Source organism: Candidatus Accumulibacter necessarius, from assembly GCF_036625085.1.
Genome location: NZ_JAZKUM010000012.1, coordinates 75394 through 92372 on the forward strand (window position 1 = coordinate 75394; position 16979 = coordinate 92372).

A 16979-nucleotide genomic window follows, 5' to 3' on the forward strand; every position below is an offset into this window, starting at 1 on the left:
CGAAGTGTCATCAGGTAATAGCAAGAAACCTGCCAGCTTCTCAGGCCAGCGGCAAGCGAATCGTGAAACAGGTATGGCCGGGCCGACTTAGGCAATCAATGGTGCCCTGGTGCTGTTGGACAAAACTCTGCGCCAGCGTCAGGCCGAGGCCGCTGCCACCGGCGCGGCCGGAAACCAGCGGGTAGAACATGCGTTCGCGGATGTCTTCCGGAATTCCCGGGCCATCGTCGATCACCTGAACTTCGAGCGCCAAGCGGTGGCGCCGCTTGAACAAGGTGACCTGGCGTGCCGCGCGCGTGCGTAGCGTGATCGTGCCCGCCGAGGAAACACTCCCGTCAGGTTGCCGTCTGATCGCCTGCGCCGCGTTTCTCGCGATGTTGAGGAAGACCTGAATCAGTTGCTCCCGATCACCCACCAGCTCCGGCAGGCTGGTGTCGTAGTCACGGCAGACCCGGAGCGTGGTCGGAAACTCCGCGGTGAGCAGGCTGCGTACGCGCTCGAGGATCTCGTGGATGTTCACCGGGCCAGGTTGCATCGGGCGGTGAGGCGACAGCAGGCGTCGCATCAGATCCTGCAGACGGTCGGCCTCCTTGATGATCACCTGGGTATATTCGCGCAGGCCGGGATTGTTGAGTTCCCGTTCGAGCAACTGCGCCGCACCCCGGATGCCGCCGAGAGGGTTTTTGATTTCGTGCACCAGGTTTCGTATCAGTTCGCGGTTGGCGTGTTGCTGCTCGACCAGGCGCTCCTCCCTTGTGGCCCTAAGTTGTTGATCTATTGGCCAAAGCTCGACAAGAAGAGAGGCTCCGTGGGCATCCACCGGGTTTACCGTGCAATTCAGTTGAAGCACGTCGCCACCAGCGAGCCGCAGTTCGATGTTCTGCCCGGTATAGCTCCAGCCGTGATTCAGAACGCTGCTCAGGGCCGCGAGCAACTTCGGCGGGCACTCCATGACGCCCTCCAGCGGGCAGCCCGCGAAGACCTTGTTGCTGATCTCCATCAAGTTCTCGGCGGCAGGATTCAGGTAGCGGATTGCCAGGCTCTCGTCGAGGAGAACAACCGCCGACGACAGCAGGTCAAGGCCACCGAATGGATTCCTCGAATTCTCAGGCATCAGCTTGGGCAGGTAGCCTCATGCCCCAAAGATCAGCGCAGATTGGCGATCTCTTTCCGGATTGCCTCGATATTGCGTTGGTGCAAAGCGACTTTGTCCTTGTAGGGCTGCAGACGCTCTTGAACCTTGCCGCCACTGATCGCGCCACCTTGCATGCGCTCGTTTGGCAGGACGATTGCTTCCTGCTCGCCGAGATCCTTTTTTGCCTGCTCGGCATTCTTCTCTTCGGCCGCCAACTCGTTTTCGAGGATGCGGCGACGATCGCCATCGCGCGACTTCTGCGTTTGCTCGTCCACCTTGGGAAAACTGCCTGGTGTTGCCGTCTTGGTCGCTGGTGCCTTGACGGCCGGAGCAAGGTTGACCGGATCCAGCACGAGTTTCCGGCAACTCCTGGTCGGCACGTTCGAATAGGTGACCCGTCCGTCGGCATCGGCGCATTTGTAGATGTCCTGCGCATGTGCTGGCACTGCAGCAAGCAATGGCAGGGCGATCGAAATACACAGGTCTTGCGCTTTCATTGCTGTTGTGTTCCCTCGTCACGAGCAGTCCGTGGTTGCAGATGCCTACAATCCTGCCGGATCGGTATCCACCAGGATTGTAACGGATGACCGAAGCCAATACTAACGCGCGAGGAGGGCGATCGGTAGACAAAAAAAGGACGGGCAGGCCCGTCCTCTTGTTTGCGCCGGGGGTTCAGCAGCTGTAATACAGTTCGAACTCGACCGGGTGGGTGGTCATGCGAACCTTGTTGACCTCGTCCATCTTCAACTCGAGAAAGGCGTCGATCCAGTCGTTGGAAAAAACGCCGCCACGGGTCAGGAAGTCACGATCCTTGTCGAGCGAGGCAAGGGCTTCCTCGAGGCTGGCACAAACGGTCGGAATCTTGGCATCCTCTTCCGGCGGCAGATCGTAGAGGTTCTTGTCTGCCGGATCACCCGGGTGAATCCGGTTCTGGATGCCATCGAGGCCGGCCATCAGCAGCGCCGAGAAGCACAGATAGGGATTGGCGATCGGATCCGGGAAGCGCGTTTCGATGCGCCTCGCCTTGTCGGAAGCCACGTGCGGGACGCGGATCGAGGCCGAACGGTTCTTTGCCGAGTAGGCCAGCTTGACCGGCGCTTCGTAGTGCGGCACCAGACGCTTGTACGAATTAGTACCGGGGTTGGTAATTGCGTTCAGCGCCTTGGCGTGCTTGATGATCCCGCCGATGTAGAACAGCGCCATCTCCGACAGACCGGCGTAGCCGTTGCCGGCAAAGAGGTTCTTGCCATCCTTCCAGATCGACTGATGGACGTGCATGCCCGAACCGTTGTCGCCGACGATAGGCTTCGGCATGAAGGTCGCCGTCTTGCCGTACTGGTGCGCAACGTTGTGTACCACGTACTTGAGAATCTGGGTCCAGTCGGCACGCTTGACCAGCGTGCTGAACAGGGTTCCGATCTCGCATTGACCAGCAGTCGCCACTTCGTGGTGATGTACTTCCACCGGCACCCCGGCAGCCTCCAGCGTCAGAACCATCGCTGAACGGATGTCGTGCAGGCTATCGACCGGTGGCACGGGGAAGTAGCCGCCCTTGACTCCCGGACGGTGGCCGGTTCCACCCTCACCCTCGGACTTTTCACCACTCGTCCAGGCGGCTTCCTGCGAATAGATCTTCAGCGTGCAGCCCGACATGTCGACGCTCCACGAGACCGAATCGAAAATGAAGAACTCGGGTTCCGGTCCAAAGTAGGCTGTATCGCCAATGCCGCAAGACTTGAGGTAAGCCTCGGCACGCTTGGCAATCGACCGCGGGTCACGGTCGTAGCCGCGTCCGTCAGCCGGGTCGACGACGTCGCAGGTAATGACGACCGTCGTTTCATCGAAGAAGGGGTCAATGTAGGCCGTGCTCGGATCAGGCATCAACTGCATGTCCGAGGCTTGAATCCCTTTCCAGCCGGCGATCGACGAACCATCGAAAGCGTGGCCGTTCTCGAACTTGTCTTCGTCGAAAGCGCTGACCGGCACCGTCACGTGCTGTTCCTTGCCGCGGGTATCGGTGAAGCGGAAGTCCACGAACTTCGCCTCGTTTTCCTTGACCATCTTGATTACGTCTTGCGGGCTTGCCATTGCAGAGTCTCCTGAACAGGTGCCGGTACGAGCGGCGACAATAGAAAATAGGTGCGCGGGGGGTACTAGCAGAAAACGTGCCAATCCATGCCCTGCTGGCTGTTCATTGTGCCACAAGGCTCTGGAGCATTCTCCAGCATTTTACGCCGCACCACGGCGGTGCGGTCGGCGGCGCTGTGCACCAAGGGGGTGCGTCCCGGTTGCTGGCTGTCGGGCTGCTACGCGCTGCGAACGAAACAAGTGATTTATACTCTCAGTTCCTCAAGACATCCTTCGACAGGCCCTCGGAACCCATGGGAAGATTGACCGACCTGCTGCAACTCGCCCAGGAACGTGGGCAAGAACTCGGCCTGCCCTATGCGGGAGCCCTGACGCCGCATGAGGCGTACGAGGTCTGGCAGCTGGCGCCCGGCGCGAAGCTGGTTGACGTACGCACGCACGCCGAGTGGGATTGGGTTGGGCGCATCCCCGGTGCCATCGAGATCGAGTGGATGAGTTACCCGGATGGCGTCCCCAATGCCTATTTTCTGACCGAGCTGAAACAACAGGTCGATCGTGAAGCGCTGCTGCTGTTCATCTGCCGCAGCGGCGTGCGCTCGCACCACGCTGCCGCGCTGGCCGGTGAAGCAGCGCAACGCGAATGCTACAACGTGCTCGAGGGTTTTGAAGGTGACCTGGATGCCAATGGCCAGCGCGGGAAGATTGGTGGCTGGCGTCTTGCCGGCTTGCCATGGCATAACTGAACCTTCTGGTTGCCCGCCCGGGCTTCTTTGACATCGATTCGAGTCTCACCACATGCAAACTGCGACCATCAGCTTCGACAAGTTCAACCAGTTGCAGGACGACGCCTGTCATCAGCGCATTCGCACGGCTCGCGAGCGGCTCGGCAAGGAAGCCGTGCTGCTCTGCCACCACTATCAACGCGCCGATGTCTATCAGTATGCCGATCTCACGGGTGACTCCCTGAAGCTTTCGCGCCTGGCCTCGCAAACCGATTCGCGGTATATCGTCTTCTGCGGCGTGCATTTCATGGCCGAAGTCGCCGACATCATGTCAAAGCCAGAGCAGATGGCGATCTTGCCCGACTTGGCAGCTGGCTGTTCGATGGCCGACATGGCCAATCTGGCCAAGGTTGAGCGCTGTTGGCGCGAGCTCGGCGAGGCAATCGACGTGGACCAGCAGGTGACGCCGGTGACCTACATCAACTCGGCAGCCGATCTCAAAGCCTTTTGTGGTGCCCGGGGCGGCATCGTCTGCACCTCGTCGAATGCCGGAACGATTGCTGCCTGGGCCTTTGCCCGTCGCGAGAAGATCCTTTTCTTTCCTGATCAGCATCTGGGGCGCTGGACCGGGGCCCAGATGGGTATCCCGCTCGATGAGATGATGGTCTGGGATCCCGACCTCGAGATGGGCGGCCTCACAGCCGAGCAAATCCGGCGGGCCAGATTGCTGCTCTGGAAGGGTCATTGCTCGGTTCATCAGATGTTCCAGCCATCGCATATTCTGCGTTTTCGCAATCAGCATCCCGACGGCCTGGTGATCGCCCACCCCGAATGCAGCTTCGAAGTCTGCCGGCAATCGGATTTCGTTGGCTCGACCGAACATATCGTGAGGACGATCAAGGAGGCAAAGCCGAACACCCGCTGGCTGGTCGGTACCGAGCTCAACCTGGTCAACCGTCTTGCCGAAGAAGTCCGGCACGAGGGCAAGATCGTGCAGTTCATGGCACCGACCGTCTGCATGTGCTCGACGATGCAGCGGATCGACCCGCAGCATCTGGCGTGGACGCTGGAGAATCTGGCTGATGGTACGGTCGTCAACCAGATCAGGGTTCCCGAGCACGAGCGGGAGCTCGCCAAGCTGGCGCTGGAAAGAATGCTTGCCGTATCATGAGTCAGGATAGCGTGTGCCGCTTCCTCTTCGACGACCTCGACATTTGTGGCGCCGTCGTCAGCTTGGGGGCGGTATGGCGCAAAATGCTCGAGAATCGCGCCTACCCCGAGCCGGTTGTCCGGCTCCTCGGGGAAATGAGTGCGACGACGCTCCTCCTCGGCGGCAACCTGAAACAGCCTGGGCGACTGACGATCCAGTTGCGCGGCAACGGCCCGGTATCGCTGCTGGTCATCGACTGCAATGAACAGCTGCAGATTCGCGGCATGGCCAGGTGTGAGACGCAGCCTGAAAGCAAGTCGCTGCGGGAACTGCTTGGCCACGGCCATCTGCAGCTCTCGCTCGACATGCGGTCGATGCGTGAGCCCTACCAGAGCATCGTGCCACTCGATGGCGAGAACGTTGCCGAAGTCTTTGAGCACTACCTTCGGCAGTCGGATCAGTTGCCAACCCGTTTCTTTCTGGCGGCTTCATCCGAGGCAGCTGCCGGCCTCCTTCTGCAGAAGCTTCCCGCCGCCGATCCGTGCGACCCGGATGGCTGGGCTCGCGTCGAAGCGCTGGCTGCGACCGTGAAGGCCTCGGAGCTTCTCAGCCTGCCAGCGGCAGACTTGTTGCTGCGGCTTTTTCACGAGGAGGCCGTTCGCCTTTTTCCGGCCAGGACAGTCATTCACAATTGCCCCGAGGACTGGGAAAAGGTGCGCTCAATGCTGCGCTCGCTGGGCCCCGCCGAGGTTTATGCCGCGCTGCGGGAGCACGACGAGGTGGTCATCAAGGATGACCTGTGCAATCGTGACTACCGTTTTGATGCGCAGGCCATAGACGAAGTCTTTCGCGATTTCGTGTCCGGTAATCCACCGACGCTTCATTGACCGTTGCAGGTAAGCCACGTTGGTAACCTGAATCCTGTCAGAGCACCTTGCCCGGATTCATCAGGCCCAGCGGATCAAGGGTCCGCTTGATTGCTCGCATCAGCGCGATCTCCACCGGGCTCTTGTAGCGTAGCAGTTCCTCGCGCTTCAGCTGTCCGATGCCGTGTTCGGCACTGATGCTGCCGCCCATTTCATCGACCAAGTCGTGCACGATGCGATTGACTTCCGGCTGTGCGGCCAGGAAAGCCGCGTTCTCGCCGGCTGCCGATTTCGATTGGTTGTAATGGAGATTGCCATCGCCGACGTGGCCGAAGGTGACGATCCGAATCTCCGGGAAAGCCTGCGAGAGCGCCCGGTCGGCGCGCTCGACGAACTCCGGAATGCGCGAGATCGGCAGTGACACATCGTGCTTGATGCTCAGGCCTTCGATCTTCTGTGCCTCGCCGATGTTCTCGCGCAGAGCCCACAGACGCCTGGTCTGCTCGCCACTTTGCGCCAGGACCACGTCGCTGATCACGAGGTCTTCCAGCGCGGCGCTGAGAAATGCCGTCAGCGCTTCACGCAACGCCTGATCGTCGCCGCTGCCCGACAATTCGATCAACAGATGCCACGGGCTTGCCGAGAGGGCGGGGTGTGCCCCCGGAATGTGCTTGCAAACCAGGCCAAGAGCGCTGTCGGAAACCAGTTCGCAGGCGGTCAATGACGGACCGAAATGCGCCTGTAGATCAGCCAGCAGATGCACCGCTGCCGCTGGCGACGCGATTGCCAGCCAGGCAGTCGCCATTGCCCGTGGCAGGGGGAAAAGCTTGAGTACGGCAGCGGTAATGATGCCAAGAGTCCCCTCGGCGCCGATGAACAGGTGCTTCAGGTCGTAGCCAGTGTTGTCCTTGCGCAAGCCGCGCAGGCCATCCCAGATCTCGCCGCTGGGCAGCACGACCTCCAGACCGAGGGTCAGTTCACGTGCGTTGCCATAACGCAGAACCTGCACACCGCCCGCGTTGGTGGACAGATTGCCGCCGATCTGGCAGCTTCCCTCGGCAGCCAGTGACAACGGAAACAGTCGCTGCGCCTCGGCGGCCGCATCCCGAAGTGTCTGCAGCACGCAACCGGCCTCGACAGTCATCGCGTTATTGGCGGGATCAATTGCCCGTACGCGCTTCAGCCTGGACAGGCTAATGACCACCGACTGTCCCTCGGGACCTGGCGTTGCCGCACCACAAAGGCTGGTGTTGCCGCCCTGCGGGACCATCGCCACGCCGGCCTGCGCGCACGCGTGGACCACTGCCGAGACCGCTGCCGTGGTTGCCGGGCGCACAACGCAGATGGCGGCACCGCGATAGCGACCGCGCCAGTCGACAAGGTAGGACGACATGGCTTCGGCGGTCGCCAACACGTTATCCGCGCCAACGTGTTGGCCAAGGGTGCTGATCAGATCGGCCCTGTTCATGGGCGACTATGCCCGCCGCGCGGGTGCGTGGCACAATGGCCGTGCTTTCGCCTTGACAGAACCAGCGTGCACCGGAGAGACTGCCGTGGCACTGAGGCCGGTTGCCGGGGGAGAGAACGTTTCATGGTCGCAGGGTCTTTGATAAATGCCGCATTTGGTGCGAAGATTCGGGGCATCTTAATGCCTTTCCGGCTTGCCGGCAGTTGATCCTGCAATTCCCGTTGGCAGCGGTCAGAACACTAGAACACATGCCCATCCGCTGAATGTCATGAGAAGCACCTTCCGCTCCGTTCACTGCCGACCTTGCGGCGGCCGCTCGACCTGGCAAATCGTCATCCTGTGCCAGCGGGAACTCTCATGAGCCCAGACGCGAGGCTGGTTGCCGACATCGGCGGCACTCGTGCCCGCTTTGCCTTGCTCGACCGGACTGGCTCTCCCGGCTTGGTGCGCATTCTTGCCGTGAAGGATTTTCCGGGGCCGGTGGAGGCGATTCAAGCCTACCTTGGCGAGGTTGGCGCCCCGGCTTTGCAGGCAGCGGCTATCGCCCTCGCGGCACCAGTCCATGGTGAGGTGATCCGGCTGACCAATGCTGCCTGGACTTTCTCGCGCGACGATCTCAAGTCGAGGCTCGGCCTGTGCCGCGTCCTGCTGCTCAACGACTTCACGGCCCTGGCCCTGTCGCTGCCACACCTTGACGCCGCAGATCTGCGTCAGGTAGGCGCCGGCACCTCGGTCGAACTGGCTGCGAAAGGGGTCCTCGGGCCAGGAACCGGCTTGGGTGTTTCCGGTGTGATGTTTCATCGCGGGGGCTGGCTCGCGCTGAGCGGAGAGGGCGGTCACTGTTCGCTGGCCCCTGCCGACGAACGTGAGTCGGCGATTCTTTCGCTGGCCTGGCGCGAACTTGGCCATGTCTCGGCCGAGCGCCTCCTCTCCGGCGGCGGCTTGCCGCTGCTGCATCGGCTGGTGGCCGCAGTCGACGGTCGTCGCGACGAGCCGTTGTCTACAGCCGAGATCGTCTCCCGTGCGCTGTCCCGGCAGGACGTTCAGTGCCAGGCAGTGATCGAAACATTCTGCGCGATGCTCGGCTCAATGGCAGGAAATCTTGCGCTGACACTCGGCGCCCAGGGTGGCGTCTATGTTGGCGGTGGTATCATTCCAAGGCTGGGGGAACTGTTTGATCACTCACCTTTTCGTGTCCGTTTCGAGGCCAAGGGGCGTTTCGGATCCTACTTGGCGGCAATTCCGACCTATGTAATGCTTTCTCCTACGCCGGCCCTGCTTGGCGCTGCCCATGCCCTGGCCGAGAGCGAGGGTTATCCATGAACTTTACTGGAGTATCAGCCTGATGTCCGATGCCGCTCAACCCTGTCCCGAAAGCGAACAACTGCGCGCCGAAATTGAGCGCAAACTTCTCGGCACGGTCGCTGCCGAGCCTTCCAGAGCCACCAGGGCCGATCTCTATCAGGCGCTTTCGCAGGTGGCGCGCGAGCAGCTGGCACAGCGCTGGGTGAACACACAGAATGCGGATCGCGACAGCAAGGCACGGCGTGTCTATTACCTGTCGATGGAATTCCTGATCGGTCGCGCAATGAACAATGCCTTGTCCGCACTCGATCTTCGTGACCAGGCGGCATCTGTGTTCACTGCACCGGGGCCGTCAGTCGACGAGGTGATGGAATGTGAACCCGATGCGGCGCTCGGCAATGGCGGTCTGGGCAGGCTGGCGGCCTGCTTCCTCGATTCTATGGCGACCCTTGGGCTTCCCTCCTGGGGTTATGGCGTCCGCTACGAGTACGGCATGTTCGCACAGTCGATCCTCAATGGACAACAGGTTGAAAAGCCGGAAGCCTGGCTGCAGGATCGTTCGCCATGGGAATTCCCGCGCGCCAACAAGCATCACACCGTGCGCTTCGGTGGTACCTGCGAGCACCATGGCGAGTGGGCCGAATGGCACGCCGCCGATTCGGTGGAAGCCAAGGCTTTCGACTACGTGATCCCCGGTCATGGCACCGATCGGGTCAGTACCCTGCGGCTGTGGAAGGCGGCGGCGCCATCGGAGATCGACCTCGGTGCCTTCAATACCGGCGACTACCAGCGTGCCGCCGAGTTCAAGAACCGCTTCGAAAATATCTCATGGGTCCTCTACCCCAACGACAGCACCGCTGCTGGTCGCGAACTGCGTCTACGCCAGGAGTATTTCTTCGTCTCGGCATCGATGCAGGACATCCTGGAGCGTCACCACGGGGAGCACGGAACCTTCGACAATCTGGCCGAGCAGGTGGCGATCCATCTCAACGATACCCACCCGGCGATTGGCGTTGCCGAGTTGATGCGCCTGCTGGTTGACGAGCACGGCATGACCTGGGCAGCGGCCTGGGACCAATGCCGTCGGATTTTCTCCTACACCAATCACACACTGATGCCGGAGGCGCTTGAGACCTGGAAGGTTTCGCTGATCCAGCGGGTACTGCCGCGCCACATCCTGATCATCTACCGTATCAACCAGGAGTTTCTCGACGAGGTCATCCGGCTCTACCCTGGAGATATCGACCTGATGCGGCGAGTGTCGCTGATCGACGACGGCGGCGGCCACGACAAGGACAAGCGCGTACGCATGGCGCACCTATGCATCGTTGGCAGTCACCGCGTCAACGGCGTTTCGCAACTGCATTCGGACCTGATGGTACAGACCATCTTTGCCGATTTTGCCAGCCTCTACCCGGAGCGGTTCCACAACAAGACCAATGGCGTCACCCCACGACGCTGGCTGGCACAATCCAACCCTGCGCTCTCCGGTCTACTCGACGAGCGCCTCGGTGGCAGGGACTGGCGTCTACATCTGGACCGTTTGCACGATCTGCGGGCCAGCGCTGACGACGCAGGTTTCCGCACCGCGTTTGCGGCGGCCAAACGTGGCAACAAGGTGCGTCTGGCCAATTACGTTGCCCGTGAAGTGGGCATCACCCTGAACCCGGACAGCCTGTTCGACGTGCAGGTCAAACGGATCCACGAGTACAAGCGGCAGTTGCTCAACGTGTTGCACGTCATCACGCGCTACAACGCACTGCTGGACGGCTCAGCCACGAATTACGCGCCGCGCAGCGTGATTTTCGCCGGCAAGGCGGCATCGTCGTATCACATGGCCAAGCAGGTGATCCGCCTGATTCACGACGTCGCCGCAGTCGTGAACAACAATCCGCGGACCCGCGAGCTGTTGCAGGTCGTCTTCATTCCCAACTATGGCGTTTCCGTCGCCGAGCTGATCATGCCGGCGGCCAATCTGTCAGAGCAGATTTCGACCGCTGGCACCGAAGCCTCGGGTACCGGCAACATGAAGCTCTCGCTCAACGGCGCACTGACCATCGGCACCGAGGATGGTGCCAACATCGAGATTCGGGATAACGTGGGCGCCGAGAATATTTTCATCTTCGGCAACAACACCGCTCAGGTCAATGCGATCAGGGCGGCTGGCCATCAGCCGATGGCTCTGTACCAGAACGATCCTGCCCTCAAGGAGGCGCTTGACCGGATTGACAGTGGTTTCTTCTCGCCCGGCGAACGGCCGCGTTACCATGACATCTTCAACAGCCTGCTGCATTACGGCGACCACTACCTCTTGCTGGCCGACTATGCGGACTACGTTGCCGCTCAAGCGCGAGTTGATGCCCTCTATCTGACGCCCGACGAATGGCAGCGCAAGGCCATTTTGAATGTCGCCGGGATGGGTCCTTTCTCCGCCGACCGGACCATAAGTGACTATGCCAAAGACACTTGGAACCTAAGTGCACACTCTACCTGAGGAAGTCTCAAATGCTTGACCATTCAGAAATCATTGCCCTTTGCCGGGCACAGCACGGTGACCCCTACGCCGTTCTTGGAATGCACACCGACCCCGACGGAGGACTTTGGGTTCGCAGCCTGCAACCGGGCGCGCGGTCGGTCGCCGTCCTCGAGGCCAAGACCGGGAAGCAGATTGCCGAACTGGCGCAAGTCGAGGTCAAAGGAGTGGAAGGCTTCTTCGAGGGGATCATGCCCCGCCGTCGGAACAGTTTTCCCTATCGCCTGCGGATCACCTGGGAACACGGCGTACAGGAGACCGATGATCCGTATCGTTTCTCGACCGTGCTCGGCGAAATGGACGTCTGGCTGCTCGCCGAAGGCTCGCACCTGCGGCCCTTCGAGCGTCTCGGAGCGCACCTGTGCGAGATCGATGGTGTGCCAGGCACGGCCTTCGCAGTGTGGGCGCCGGACGCGCAGCGGGTCAGCGTCGTCGGCGATTTCAACACCTGGGACGGTCGTCGCCACCCGATGCGCCTGCGCCGGGAGTGCGGTGTATGGGAGATCTTTCTGCCGGGGGTGACCGCCGGCGCCCGCTACAAGTTTGAGATTCGGGCTCGCGATGGGTATCTGCTTCCGCTCAAGGCCGACCCCTATGGCTTCCAAGCCGAAATGCGTCCATCGACGGCCTCGATCGTCTGCGCCTTGCCGCCACCCGTCGAACCCGTGGCTGTGCCGGCTGGCGATGAGCTGGGCGCGCCGCTATCGGTCTACGAGGTGCATCTGGCCTCATGGCGGCGGGCCGACGATGGCGGCTTTCCTGACTGGCAGCGGATCGCCGACACGCTGATCCCTTACGTGGTCGATCTGGGCTTCACGCATCTGGAGCTGTTGCCGATCTCGGAGCACCCCTTCGACGGATCCTGGGGCTATCAGCCGCTCGGCCTTTACTCGCCCACCGCGCGTCATGGCAACCCGACCGGTTTTCGCGAATTCGTCGCCGCCTGCCACGCGGCTGGCCTGCGCGTGCTGGTCGACTGGGTGCCAGCGCATTTCCCGACGGACGAACACGGCCTCGGCCGCTTCGACGGCACAGCGCTCTATGAGCACGCCGATCCGCGGGAGGGCATGCACCAGGACTGGGGTACGCTCATCTACAACTTTGGCCGTCGCGAAGTCAGCAACTACCTGATCGGCAATGCCCTCTTCTGGATCGAACGTTACGGCATCGACGGCCTGCGGGTCGATGCCGTTGCCTCGATGCTCTACCGCGACTACAGCCGCGAGGAAGGGCAATGGCTACCGAACGTGCATGGCGGTCGCGAGAACCTGGAGGCCGTCGCTTTCCTGCGCCGGACGAACGAGGTCCTTGGCCAGGAGCATCCAAGCGCCGCCACCTATGCCGAGGAGTCGACCGCCTGGCCGATGGTCAGTCGTCCGCCGGAAATGGGTGGCCTTGGTTTCCACTACAAGTGGAACATGGGGTGGATGCACGACGTTCTCGACTATATGGCCAAGGATCCGGTGCATCGCAGGTATCACCACAACCAGCTCAGCTTCGGCATGATGTACGCCTACACAGAAAACTTCATTCTGCCGCTGTCGCACGATGAGGTGGTTCACGGCAAGGGCTCGTTGATCAGCAAGATGGCCGGCGACTACTGGCAGAAGTTCGCCAACCTGCGTGCGCTGTATGGCTACATGTGGGCCCATCCAGGCAAGAAGCTGCTGTTCATGGGCGGCGAAATCGGCCAATGGAACGAGTGGAACCACGATGCTTCGCTGGACTGGGGGCTGCTCGACTTCCCGCTGCACGCTGGCGTGCGCGACCTGATCCGCGATCTCAACCGTATGTACCGGAGCAATCCGGCGCTGCATCAGGTCGATTTCGAGCCGGCCGGCTTCGAGTGGATCGCCGCCGATGATGCGGAATGTTCGGTCGTCGCCTTCGTACGCTGGGCGCGTGATCGCTCGCGCGCCATCCTCTACGTCGGCAACTTTACGCCCGTGGTTCGCCATGGCTACCGGATCGGCGTACCAATGCCCGGTATCTACCAAGAGCGGCTCAATACCGATTCGCAGCATTACGGGGGCAGCAACGTCGGCAACGGGTTTGAGCCGATCCATGCGGAGCAGGTTTCCGCGCACGGGCGGGAATGGTCCCTGGATCTGACGCTACCGCCGCTCGCAGCGCTGTACCTCGAATGGATGCCGTGATCGACTCCATTAGTCTCGAAGCTGGGCGGCCCTGGCCGCTCGGTGCCCACTGGGATGGCCGGGGAGTGAACTTCGCGCTTTTTTCGGCGCATGCCGAGGCCGTCGATTTGTGCATTCTCGAAGGCAGGCAGATGCGCGTGTTGCCCCTGCGCGAGTGCAGCGATCAGGTCTGGCACGGCTACCTCGGCGGTGCAGTGCCCGGCCTTTGCTACGCCTACCGCGTGCATGGTCCGAATGCGCCGGAATTGGGCCACCGCTTCGATGGCCAGCGCCTGCTGCTCGACCCCTACGCGCGCGAGGTGGCAGGTCGTTTTTCCTGGGCAGCACCGGATAACCCGGTACACTGTCTGACGGCCGCTGTCGTTGACGAAGCGTTCGACTGGGGTGGCGATGCACCGCCGGAAATACACTGGGCCGATACGGTACTCTACGAGGCGCACGTCAAGGGTGTGAGCCGTCAACATCCCGGTGTTCCCGAAGTTCTGCGTGGCACGTATGCCGGTCTCGCCGCACCAGCGATGATCGAGCATTTCCGGCAGCTTGGCGTCACCGCAGTCAGCCTGCTGCCGGTGCACTACTTTCTCGATGAGCAGCGTCTGGTCAACGAAGGGCGTGTGAATTACTGGGGCTACAACTCGCTGGCCTTCTTCGCTCCCGCACCACGTTATGCAGCGCAGATCGGCGGGCAGTCGGTGATTTCCGAATTCAAGACCATGGTCCGCTCGCTCCATGCCGCCGGCCTTGAAGTCATTCTCGACGTCGTCTTCAACCACACCGCCGAAACAGACGAATGGGGCCCGACCGTCTCGTTTCGGGGTATCGACAACCGCAGTTACTATCGCCTGCCAGCCGGTTACCTAGCGGGCTATGAGAATTTCAGCGGTTGCGGCAACACCCTGAATCTCGCCCACCCGCGCGTTCTGCAGCTGGTCATGGATGCGCTGCGCTACTGGGTCGAGGTGATGCACGTCGACGGTTTCCGTTTCGATCTCGCCGCCGCACTGACGCGCGACAGCGCTTTTCTGGCCGCACTGAGGCAGGATCCGCTGCTGCAGCGCGTCAAGCTGATCGCCGAACCTTGGGACATCGGACCCGATGGCTACCGCCTCGGGGGCTTTCTGCCTGGCTGGAGCGAATGGAACGACCGGTTCCGCGACGATGTCCGTGCCTTCTGGCTGAGCGGCGAGGCCGGTGTCGGGCAACTGGCACAGCGCCTCGCCGGATCGAGTGAGATCTTCCAGGCGGCGGGGCGCGCGCCCCAGGCAGGTGTCAACTTCGTCACGGCGCATGACGGTTTTACCTTGCGCGATCTCGTCAGCTATCAAACGAAGCACAACGAGCTCAATGGCGAAGACAACCGTGACGGGCACGCTCACAACTGCTCCTGGAATTGTGGCGAGGAGGGCGAGAGCGCGGATCCAGCCGTTCTCGAAAGACGTCGTCGCCTGCAGCGCGCGTTGCTGGCGACCTTGATGATCGCCCAGGGCGTGCCCATGCTGCAGGGTGGTGATGAACTCGGGCGCACCCAGGCCGGCAACAACAACGCCTATTGCCAGGATAATGCAATGACCTGGCTCGACTGGCGCCATACCAATGCCGGCCTGATCAATTTTGTCGCCGGCTTGATTGGCGTGCGTCGACGCTTCCCGCAACTGCGGCGACGCCATTGGCTGACCGGCGCGGCGACTGCCGACAGGCAGCCTGATGTCGTCTGGTGGCATCCCGCGGGCAGGCCGATGCGCGTTGCCGACTGGCAGTCGAAAAAGCTGGGTGCATTTGCCATGCAGCTCGCCCCGGACACGCCAGCCGCAGGCCAGGCAGGGGACAGCGGAACCTTGCTTTGCCTGATCAACCGCGACGAAATCCCGGTGCCCTTCCTGCTTCCGGCCGGTATCTGGGAGCAAGTTTGCGACAGCAGCGCGGACACCGCTTTCGCCAGCTGTCGACGCGAGAAGACGACTCCGGTCGCGGCGCGTAGCGTGCAAATCCTCAGTCGGGAATGACCTGCCGAAGCGCGCCGCCGATAGCAATCGCGACCCTGACCGGTCGATGAGCTGCGGCAGGCCGGCGCTTTCACATTAGAATGAATCTTGTTCAGTCAAAGTGGTTTCTCTTATGCACGTGATCGCACCGAGTATCCTTTCTGCCAACTTTGCCCGGCTTGGCGAAGAGGTGGTGAATGTCATTGCCGCCGGTGCCGACTGGATCCATTTCGACGTGATGGACAACCATTACGTGCCCAATCTGACGATCGGCCCCCTGATCTGTGAGGCAATCCGCCCGCTGACGCGGGCGCCGATTGACGTGCATCTGATGGTCCGGCCCGTCGATCGCATCGTTCCGGATTTCGCGAAGGCCGGCGCAAATATCATCACCTTTCACCCGGAAGCGTCCGATCACGTCGACCGCACGCTCGCGCTGATCCGGGAAAACGGCTGTCAGGCCGGTCTCGTGTTCAACCCGGCGACGCCGCTCGAGTACCTTGATTACGTGATGGACAAGCTGGATATCATCCTGCTGATGAGTGTCAATCCCGGTTTTGGCGGGCAGAAATTCATTCCGTCAACGCTGACCAAGCTCAAGGCAGCACGGGCCAGAATAGACGCCTACGAGCGTGCCAGCGGGCGACGAATCCGGCTGGAAGTTGATGGCGGAGTCAAGGTCGATAACATTGCCGAGATCGCCCGCGCCGGTGCCGATGCTTTTGTCGCCGGTTCGGCGGTCTACGGCGCCGGCAGGGACACCGACGCCAACCGCTACGACAGCATCATTGCTGCGCTGCGCGCGCAGCTGGCGGTGCCGTGATGCCTACACCGCTCGCCGTCCGCGCCGTGCTGATTGATCTCGACGGCACGCTGCTGGATACAGTGCTCGATCTGCACGCCGCCGCGAGCGCCATGCTGCGCGACCTCGGGCGCGCGGAAGTCGCGGTCGAATCGATTCGCAGCTATGTCGGGCGCGGCATCCCCAATCTGGTCAAGCGAGTTTTGGCCGGGTCGATGGACGCTGCCGACGATGCGGCGCCGCCACCGCCAGAGGCTCTGGCCAGCTTCAAACGGCATTACAGCACGGAGAACGGTCGCAATGCCGCTCTTTTCCCGGGTGTCCTCGAGGGTCTTGAAGCACTCAAGACACTGGATCTGCCCCTCGGTGTCATCACCAACAAAGCGGAGGCTTTCACCCTCCCGCTGCTGCAACGTACTGGTCTCTTTCCCTATTTCGACGTGATCGTCAGCGGCGACCTGCTGCCGCGTCCGAAGCCCGACCCGATGCCCCTGCTCTGGGCCAGTGGCCGCCTTGGCGTCTCGCCGGTCGACGTGCTGATGATTGGTGATTCGGTGCACGACTTTGACGCCGGGCGTGCTGCCGGCTGCCATGTGTTTCTGGTGCCATACGGCTACAACGAGGGCCGTGATGTTCGTGATCTTGCGTGTGATGGTATAGTCCCGACCCTTGCCGAAGCGGCGCAACGCCTGATTCACGCATGACCCTGCTCCACTACGCGCTGCCCTCGACGCCCGCTTGCCGGGCGGAGGCCTGGTACTGGCGACGCTTG

The 16979-nt window shown here is 61.8% G+C and carries 13 protein-coding genes; 9 read left to right on the forward strand and 4 right to left on the reverse strand.

The window, feature by feature from the left end; translation table 11 throughout:
* Positions 1–40 precede the first annotated feature (40 nt).
* The 3 genes from glnL to glnA all read right to left on the reverse strand — a co-directional run bounded on the left by glnL (position 41) and on the right by glnA (position 3223).
* Positions 41–1114 carry a nitrogen regulation protein NR(II) gene (gene glnL, locus V5B44_RS23770; protein ID WP_332361502.1) on the reverse strand — a complete coding sequence of 358 codons (1074 nt, stop codon included), beginning with the start codon at positions 1112–1114 and terminating at the stop codon, positions 41–43.
* 32 nt (positions 1115–1146) lie between these two features.
* Positions 1147–1632: a DUF4124 domain-containing protein gene (locus V5B44_RS23775; protein ID WP_332361504.1), complete on the reverse strand. Its 486-nt coding sequence runs from the start codon at positions 1630–1632 to the stop codon at positions 1147–1149.
* 175 nt (positions 1633–1807) lie between these two features.
* A complete protein-coding gene (gene glnA, locus V5B44_RS23780) occupies positions 1808–3223 on the reverse strand; it encodes a type I glutamate--ammonia ligase (protein ID WP_291911339.1) in 1416 nt (471 codons plus the stop codon).
* Between the two features lie 293 nt (positions 3224–3516).
* Between glnA and V5B44_RS23785 the strand changes: the two genes are divergently transcribed.
* From V5B44_RS23785 to V5B44_RS23795, 3 genes are read left to right on the forward strand one after another with little or no spacing between them, the layout of a single operon-like run.
* Positions 3517–3966, forward strand: coding sequence for a rhodanese-like domain-containing protein (locus V5B44_RS23785; protein WP_332361507.1), 450 nt, complete (start codon positions 3517–3519; stop codon positions 3964–3966).
* Between the two features lie 52 nt (positions 3967–4018).
* Positions 4019–5116, forward strand: a complete 1098-nt coding sequence (nadA, locus tag V5B44_RS23790; RefSeq protein WP_332361509.1) for a quinolinate synthase NadA — start codon at positions 4019–4021, stop codon at positions 5114–5116.
* Positions 5113–5982, forward strand: a complete 870-nt coding sequence (locus V5B44_RS23795) for an Hsp33 family molecular chaperone HslO (RefSeq protein WP_332361511.1) — start codon at positions 5113–5115, stop codon at positions 5980–5982. The genes nadA and V5B44_RS23795 overlap by 4 nt, the downstream gene beginning before the upstream one ends.
* Before the next feature lie 37 nt (positions 5983–6019).
* Here V5B44_RS23795 and V5B44_RS23800 read toward each other — a convergent pair whose 3' ends face one another.
* On the reverse strand, positions 6020–7429 hold the full coding sequence (locus V5B44_RS23800; protein WP_332361513.1) for an FAD-binding oxidoreductase: 1410 nt from the start codon (positions 7427–7429) through the stop codon (positions 6020–6022).
* A 357-nt stretch (positions 7430–7786) separates the two neighbouring features.
* On the opposite strand from V5B44_RS23800, the gene glk reads away from it, so the two are divergent.
* The 6 genes from glk (at position 7787) to V5B44_RS23830 (ending at position 16911) form a co-directional block, all read left to right on the forward strand.
* A complete protein-coding gene (gene glk / locus V5B44_RS23805; protein ID WP_332361515.1) occupies positions 7787–8752 on the forward strand; it encodes a glucokinase in 966 nt (321 codons plus the stop codon).
* Between the two features lie 22 nt (positions 8753–8774).
* Positions 8775–11228, forward strand: a complete 2454-nt coding sequence (locus V5B44_RS23810; protein ID WP_332361517.1) for a glycogen/starch/alpha-glucan phosphorylase — start codon at positions 8775–8777, stop codon at positions 11226–11228.
* A gap of 11 nt (positions 11229–11239) precedes the next feature.
* Entirely contained in the window at positions 11240–13423 is a 2184-nt protein-coding gene (gene glgB, locus V5B44_RS23815) for a 1,4-alpha-glucan branching protein GlgB (RefSeq protein ID WP_332361519.1), read from the forward strand.
* The gene (gene glgX / locus V5B44_RS23820) at positions 13411–15426 is read left to right on the forward strand and encodes a glycogen debranching protein GlgX (RefSeq protein ID WP_332361521.1); all 2016 of its coding nucleotides are present in this window, start codon (positions 13411–13413) and stop codon (positions 15424–15426) included. Before glgB ends, glgX begins: the two co-directional genes overlap by 13 nt.
* Before the next feature lie 112 nt (positions 15427–15538).
* Positions 15539–16228 (forward strand): ribulose-phosphate 3-epimerase, encoded by a 690-nt coding sequence (rpe, locus tag V5B44_RS23825; protein WP_332361523.1) that lies wholly within the window; start codon positions 15539–15541, stop codon positions 16226–16228.
* Positions 16228–16911, forward strand: coding sequence for a phosphoglycolate phosphatase (locus V5B44_RS23830; protein WP_332361525.1), 684 nt, complete (start codon positions 16228–16230; stop codon positions 16909–16911). The genes rpe and V5B44_RS23830 overlap by 1 nt, the downstream gene beginning before the upstream one ends.
* Positions 16912–16979: the final 68 nt, after the last annotated feature.